Source organism: Amycolatopsis sp. NPDC049252, assembly GCF_043197175.1.
Taxonomy (GTDB): domain Bacteria; phylum Actinomycetota; class Actinomycetes; order Mycobacteriales; family Pseudonocardiaceae; genus Amycolatopsis.
This window is the reverse complement of record NZ_JBICSQ010000041.1, coordinates 68,195-74,501: the sequence shown is the minus strand read 5'-3', so window position 1 is coordinate 74,501 and position 6,307 is coordinate 68,195. Positions and strand designations below refer to the sequence as shown.

Genomic DNA, 6,307 nt, shown 5'->3' with positions numbered 1-6,307 from the left:
CCCCGGTGGTTGTTTCATATCTTTTTATAAACCTGTTTCTCACACCCCCCACCCCGGTAGCTCGAGCGCCGGGTCGGAAAAGGGTGCGCCGGGAGCACGCCGCGGGCTTACCATGAGCGCATGGCCGGCGCCGGAGGCGTCCTCGGGAACCTGATCCTGTTCGCCGTGGTCTGCATCGCTCCCACGGTGCTCTTCTGGTGTGCGCTGCGCCTCCCCGGCGTGGTGCGCCGGCTGCGGGAGAAGCGGCAGCCGGCGCCGCAGGGCCCGCCGATCGAACGGGTCGCCGCGGACCTGCGCCGGGTGCACCGCCTGCTCGTCGACTACCCGTCCGGCACCCCGGCCGCGCGGCGGTACGGCACCCGCCAGGCCTACGACGAGCTGCTCACCCAGGCCTGCCGCCAGATCGGCGTCCCGCACCGGCTCGCCGAGCTGCCCGAGGGCATGGACCGCGAGATCGAGCGCCTTCGCGTCGAACAGTCCTTGCGGGAGCGCGGTCTGGCCGTCCCCTGAGTTGTACGGGACGTATACGCCGGCCCGGCACCCTGGCCGGCATGCGATTCCTGATCGGCCTGGTCACCATCCTGCTGCTCGGCCTCACGACGACGACGGCCGCCCAGGCCGCCGCGAGCTTCCCCCGCCTCGACGCGGCGACCGTCGACGGCTACCGGCTCACCGCCGGCGACACCTTCGCCACCTACGGCGCCCGGATCGCCGCGCTGGACCAGAAGCTGCCGCCGCAGGGGCTCCCGGCGCTGCTCGGCGCCACCAACCGCCAGGCCCGCCCGCTCTGCCACGGCACCTACCTCGCGGCCGCGCTGAAGCCCGCCGGCTTCTGCTGGGAGGACGCGAACGACGACAAGACCAACGACTGGATCCCGCAGGGCCTCACCGGCTCCGGCGACGCCGACCCGGCGACCGGCACCGTCGGCGGCAAGCGCGTCGTCGTGACGTCGTGGCACACCACCGGCGACACCATGGTCCGGTTGTCCTTTGTGGACGCCAACGGGCTCGGCTACCGGCACGTCCTGCTCGTGGAACCGACGTCCGACACCGACTTCGCCGTGGTCGCCGGGCACGGGCACGGCATCACCTGGGCCGGCAACCTGCTCTTCGTGGCGACCACCGGCGGCCTGATCCGCGTCTTCGACACGACGCACTTCTGGAAGGTCGACGACAGCTCCGCGACCGTCGGGCTCGGCACCGACGGCCAGTACCACGCCGCCTACTACGACTACGCGATGCCGCAGGTCGGCGCGTACTGGTACCCCGGCGGTGGCGCCTGCACGACGGCGACCGGCGCGCGCCCGTGCCTGTCGACGCTTTCCTTCGACCACGGCGATTCCACGTTCGTCACCGCCGAGCACGTCCCGGCGGCGGCGGGCGGGCGGATCCTGCGCTGGCCGTTCGACGTGTCGACGGGACGCCTCGCCACGGCCACAGACGGCCTGGTGCACGCGAAAGAGGGCTTCTCGTCGCCGGTGTGGGGGATGCAGGGCGCGGTGTCCCGCGGCGGCTACTTCGTGCTCACCGGCGTCTGCCCGGAGTACGCCGGAGTGGCCGGCGACCACCCGTCGTGCCTGCACGGCGGGGTCGGCGGCGTCTCGACGTCGAGGTTGCCCGGGCAGGCGCCGGTGAACAGCCAGAACCTGTCCTACTGGCCGGCGACGGGCGAGCTGTGGCTGCTCAACGAGCAGCTGCGCGAACGCGTCACGGTGCACGTCCCGTGGACGGCACTCACCGGCCGGGCCTGAAACGGACGGCCCTGAAGCGGACGGCCCTGAAACGCTGTCACAGCACGATTTCGGCGAGCCGTTCGACGTCGTCGATCTCGTCGGTGGCCGGGTTGAAGATCAGCTCGTCGGCGCCGAGGTCGGCGAACTCCCGCACCGCGGTCCGCACGGCTTCCGGCGTTGTGCGGACGTTGTCCACGACGACCTTGGCCATCTCGCCCATATTGCTGTAGTAGTCGCCGACCTTCTCGCGTCCGGTGTCCGGCTCGCCGAGCGCGTAGTAGACGATGGCGACGAGCCGCGGGTCGCCCTCGCGGCCGCCTGCCCGCCAGGCCTCGCGGGCCTTGTCGAAGGCGCCGGCGACCATCCCGGCCGGCATCGAGCCGCCGACGTAGCCCTGGCCCCACTTCGCCATGCGGGCCAGGGCGTTCGGCGCGAACCCGCCGAACAGCAGCGGCACCTCGCGCGTGCCGGGCGGTACCGCCGGGTTGTCCCCGCCGCCGACCGGCTTGCCGGTCCAGACGTCCCGGTAGACCTCGAGGTCGGCGTCGATCCGCTTGCCGAGCCCCTTCGGGCCGAGCCCGTCGGCGACGAAGTCGTCCGGCCGGCCGCCGATCCCGATGCCGAGGGTGAGCCGGCCGCCGGAGACGCCGTCGATGCCGGCGATCTCCTTCGCCAGCAACACGGGCGGCCACACGGTGCCGAGCAGGACGTTGCTGACCAAGCCGATCCGTGACGTGGCGCCGGCCGCGGCGGCCAGCGCGACGGTGTCCATCACGCCGGGGTAGGCGATCCGGCCGACCGTGCCGAGCGTCGAGAACCCGGCGGCCTCGGCGCGCGCGGCCCAGCCGGGAAGGAGGCCCGGGCGCATGTCCCGGACCTGGTTCGGCAATCCGATGCCGATCTGCAATGGAGGCTCCTCAGGAAGGAAAAACGATCTCCCTTCCACAGTCCTCGAAAAAGAAGAACCCCGCCACGATCGTGGCGGGGTTCTTCGGTGGTACCGAAGGAAAATCAGTCCAGGTAGTCGCGCAGCACCTGGGACCGCGACGGGTGACGCAGCTTCGACATCGTCTTCGACTCGATCTGCCGGATGCGCTCACGGGTCACCCCGTACACCTGGCCGATCTCGTCGAGCGTGCGCGGCTGGCCGTCCGTGAGGCCGAAGCGCAGCCGGACCACGCCCGCCTCGCGCTCGGACAGCGTCTGCAGCACCGACTGGAGCTGGTCCTGCAGCAGCGTGAACGACACCGCGTCGACCGCGACGACCGCTTCGGAGTCTTCGATGAAGTCACCGAGCTGGGAGTCGCCCTCGTCGCCGATGGTCTGGTCCAGCGAGATCGGCTCACGCGCGTACTGCTGGATCTCCAGGACCTTCTCCGGGGAGATGTCCATTTCCTTGGCCAGCTCTTCCGGGGTCGGCTCGCGGCCGAGGTCCTGGAGCAGCTCACGCTGTATACGGCCGAGCTTGTTGATGACCTCGACCATGTGCACCGGGATGCGGATGGTGCGGGCCTGGTCGGCCATCGCGCGGGTGATCGCCTGGCGGATCCACCACGTGGCGTACGTCGAGAACTTGTAGCCCTTGGTGTAGTCGAACTTCTCCACCGCGCGGATCAGGCCGAGGTTGCCCTCCTGGATCAGGTCCAGGAACGCCATGCCGCGGCCGGTGTAGCGCTTGGCCAGCGACACCACGAGCCGGAGGTTCGCCTCGAGCAGGTGGTTCTTGGCGCGCTCGCCGTCGCGCACGATCCACTTGAGATCGCGGCGCATCTGCGTGACGAGCTTTTCGCCCTCTTCCTCGGCGGTGCGCACCCGCTCGGCGGCGTAGAGCCCGGCCTCGATCCGCTTGGCCAGCTCCACCTCCTCCTCCGCGTTCAGCAGCGCGACCTTGCCGATCTGCTTGAGGTAGGCACGCACGGAGTCGGCCGACGCGGTGAGCTCGGCGTCCTTGCGCGCCTGGCGCAGGGCTTCCGACTCCTCCTCGTCCCAGACGAAGTCCGGGTTGTCGGGGCTCTTGGCCGCGGCCGCCTTGTCGGCGGCCGCGCCGCGACGGCGCTGCGCCGGGGTCTCCTCGTCGGATTCCTCGTCGTCATCGTCGTCGGCGTCCGGCTCGTCGTTGACCGTCTCGTCGACGACGTCGACCTCGACTTCAACCTCTTCCAGGTCCGACAGGTCCGGCGAGTCGAGCTCGCCTTCGATGCCCTCGGGACCGTCGGGCTCGCCGTCCTCGCCCTTGGTCCCGGGCTTCTTCGCCGGTGCCTTCTTGGCCGGAGCCTTTTTGGCAGTGGTGGTCTTGCGCGCCGCTGGCTTCGCCGTCCCGGTGGCTGCCTCTTCGGCCGGCTCGCCGGCTGCGGTCGCTGTCTTCGTCCCGCCTCGGGTTGCGGTTCTTGCGGCTGCCACTTACGCCCTTTCGCAGCGGTCGATCATGACGAGCAGCGGACACGGAGCCGCTGCTGCCTCACATTCGGGGAACACGCCTCGGCCTGCGGTTTTGGCCTCCGCAGCCGTGGGCCGTGTTCCATTGTAACGACGGTACGCGCATGCGTCGCGAAGCGATCACCCTCCGGCCTGCCGGAGGTGTCGAATCGGTGTCGAATCCGGCCTCCGGATCCGGCGCCGTCCTAGTGCTGGATGCCCTCGGCCGCGGCGGCCGCGGCACCGACGATCCCGGCGTTGTTCTGCAGCGACGCGACCAGCACCGGAGTCCGGATGTTCAGCAGCGGCACCCATTTCTCGGCCTTCTTGCTGACGCCGCCGCCGACGATGAACAGATCCGGCCAGATCAGGTTCTCGAGCACGGTCAGATAACGGTGCACCCGCTTGGACCATTCGGGGTAGGACAGGCCCTCGTTGTCCTTCACCGAGGCGGCCGCGCGCTTCTCCGCGTCGTGGCCGTCGATCTCCAGGTGCCCGAACTCGGTGTTCGGGACGAGCTTGCCGTCCTGGAACACCGCGCTGCCGATGCCGGTGCCGAAGGTGAGCAGCGCCGTCACGCCGGTGCGCGCGACCGGGTCGCCGAAGCGGATCTCGGCCATGCCGGCCGCGTCGGCGTCGTTGAGCATCGCGACCTGGTCGACGCCGACGCCGAGGCGCTTGGCGAACAGCGCGTCGGCGTCGGTGCCGATCCACTGCTTGTCGATGTTCGCCGCGGTGTGCGCGACGCCCTTCTTCACGACGGCCGGCAGCGTCACGCCGACCGGGCCGTCCCAGCCGGCCTGGGTCACGATCTCGGCGACGACGTCCGCCACCGCCGAGGGGGTGGACGGCTTGGGCGTCTCGATCCGGATCCGGTCGCCGATGAGCTGCCCCCGGTCCAGGTCGACCAACGCGCCCTTGATCCCGCTGCCGCCGATGTCGATGCCGAAACCTCGGCGGGTCGCCTCCACCACGGACGTGGTCCCTTCTCGCACGATTCAGAAGCCTGCTTCGGAGACTTTAACCGGATGTGGTGACATGACGGACGTGGGAGTTGACGAGTCGTTGCTGAAAAGCGTCGCGGTGCAGGTCGCGACGGAGGCCGCCGAGCTGGTCCGCGAGGCCTGGGACGGGATGGCGGAGGGCCGGTCGGTCGCCGTGGACACCAAGTCCGCCGACACCGACGTGGTCACCGCGGTCGACCACGAGTCGGAGCGGCTCGTCCGCGCCCGGCTCGCCGAGCTGCGGCCGGGGGAGCCGGTGCTGGGCGAGGAGGGCGGCGGGACCGCGGGCGACGACGGCGTCACGTGGGTCGTCGACCCGATCGACGGCACCGTCAACTTCCTCTACGGCCTGCCGTGGTTCGCGGTGTCGGTGGCGGCGCAGGTCGGCGGGGTGTCGGTGGCCGGCGCGGTCGTCGAGCCGGCGAGCGGCCGCGTCTGGTCGGCGGCCCGGGGACAGGGCGCCTGGCTCGACGGGCGGCGGCTGGCCGTCTCGGCGCCGTCGCGGCTGGAGCTGACGCTGGTCGGCACCGGGTTCGCGTACTCGGCGCAGCGGCGGGCCCGGCAGGCGCGCTTCGCGGCGGAGCTGCTGGGCCGGGTCCGCGACATCCGGCGCAACGGGGCGGCGTCGCTCGACCTGTGCGCGGTCGCGGCGGGCTGGCTGGACGCGTACGCCGAGCACGGCCTGCACCGCTGGGACTGGGCGGCGGGCGCGCTGATCGCGGCGGAGGCGGGCGCGGTGGTCGTGCTCCCGGGCGCGGCGCCGGACCTGGGCGCGGACGCGACGTACGCGGCGGCCCCGTCGATCGCGGAGGCGCTCCGGAAGACGCTGGGGGAGTGCGGGGCCGCGGACGTCTGAGACGGCGGTTGCCGCGGCCGTTGCCGGGCCTTGGGGGACGGTAGGCGTGATCGGGAGGGCATCACGCGTGTCTGGGGAGGCATCGCGCGATTTGGGGTCGACTCGCGTGCTGCGGCGGTCGGCTCGCGTGCCTGGGTGGACGACTCGCGTATCTCGGCGGACGACACGCGTGCCCGGGTGGACGACTCGCGTGCTGCGGCGGTCGGCTCGCGTGCCCGGGTGGACGACTCGCGTACCTCGGGGGACGACACGCGTGCCCGGGTGGACGACTCGCGTATCTCGGTGGACGACTCGCGTAC

6 protein-coding genes are annotated in these 6,307 nt (G+C 71.4%); 3 read left to right on the top strand and 3 right to left on the bottom strand.

Annotated elements, in window-relative coordinates:
* Positions 1-120: 120 nt before the first annotated feature.
* Both ACGFMK_RS31800 and ACGFMK_RS31795 read left to right on the top strand, forming a co-directional pair.
* Entirely contained in the window at positions 121-510 is a 390-nt protein-coding gene (locus tag ACGFMK_RS31800; protein ID WP_392771003.1) for a hypothetical protein, read from the top strand.
* Between the two features lie 41 nt (positions 511-551).
* Entirely contained in the window at positions 552-1,751 is a 1,200-nt protein-coding gene (locus tag ACGFMK_RS31795; protein WP_392771000.1) for a hypothetical protein, read from the top strand.
* Positions 1,752-1,788: 37 nt separating this feature from the next.
* On the opposite strand, the gene ACGFMK_RS31790 is transcribed toward ACGFMK_RS31795, so the two are convergent.
* The 3 genes from ACGFMK_RS31790 to ppgK all read right to left on the bottom strand — a co-directional run bounded on the left by ACGFMK_RS31790 (position 1,789) and on the right by ppgK (position 5,122).
* Entirely contained in the window at positions 1,789-2,640 is an 852-nt protein-coding gene (locus ACGFMK_RS31790; protein ID WP_392770997.1) for an LLM class flavin-dependent oxidoreductase, read from the bottom strand.
* A gap of 104 nt (positions 2,641-2,744) precedes the next feature.
* On the bottom strand, positions 2,745-4,133 hold the full coding sequence (locus tag ACGFMK_RS31785; protein ID WP_392770994.1) for an RNA polymerase sigma factor: 1,389 nt from the start codon (positions 4,131-4,133) through the stop codon (positions 2,745-2,747).
* 221 nt (positions 4,134-4,354) lie between these two features.
* Entirely contained in the window at positions 4,355-5,122 is a 768-nt protein-coding gene (gene ppgK, locus ACGFMK_RS31780; protein WP_392771012.1) for a polyphosphate--glucose phosphotransferase, read from the bottom strand.
* A 64-nt stretch (positions 5,123-5,186) separates the two neighbouring features.
* On the opposite strand from ppgK, the gene ACGFMK_RS31775 reads away from it, so the two are divergent.
* On the top strand, positions 5,187-6,008 hold the full coding sequence (locus tag ACGFMK_RS31775; protein ID WP_392770991.1) for an inositol monophosphatase family protein: 822 nt from the start codon (positions 5,187-5,189) through the stop codon (positions 6,006-6,008).
* Positions 6,009-6,307 lie beyond the last annotated feature (299 nt).

Coding starts and splice junctions, on each gene's coding strand:
- ACGFMK_RS31800 (WP_392771003.1), top strand. CDS start 121: ATGGCCGGCGCCGGAGGCGTCCTCGGGAACCTGATCCTGTTCGCCGTG.
- ACGFMK_RS31795 (WP_392771000.1), top strand. CDS start 552: ATGCGATTCCTGATCGGCCTGGTCACCATCCTGCTGCTCGGCCTCACG.
- ACGFMK_RS31775 (WP_392770991.1), top strand. CDS start 5,187: ATGACGGACGTGGGAGTTGACGAGTCGTTGCTGAAAAGCGTCGCGGTG.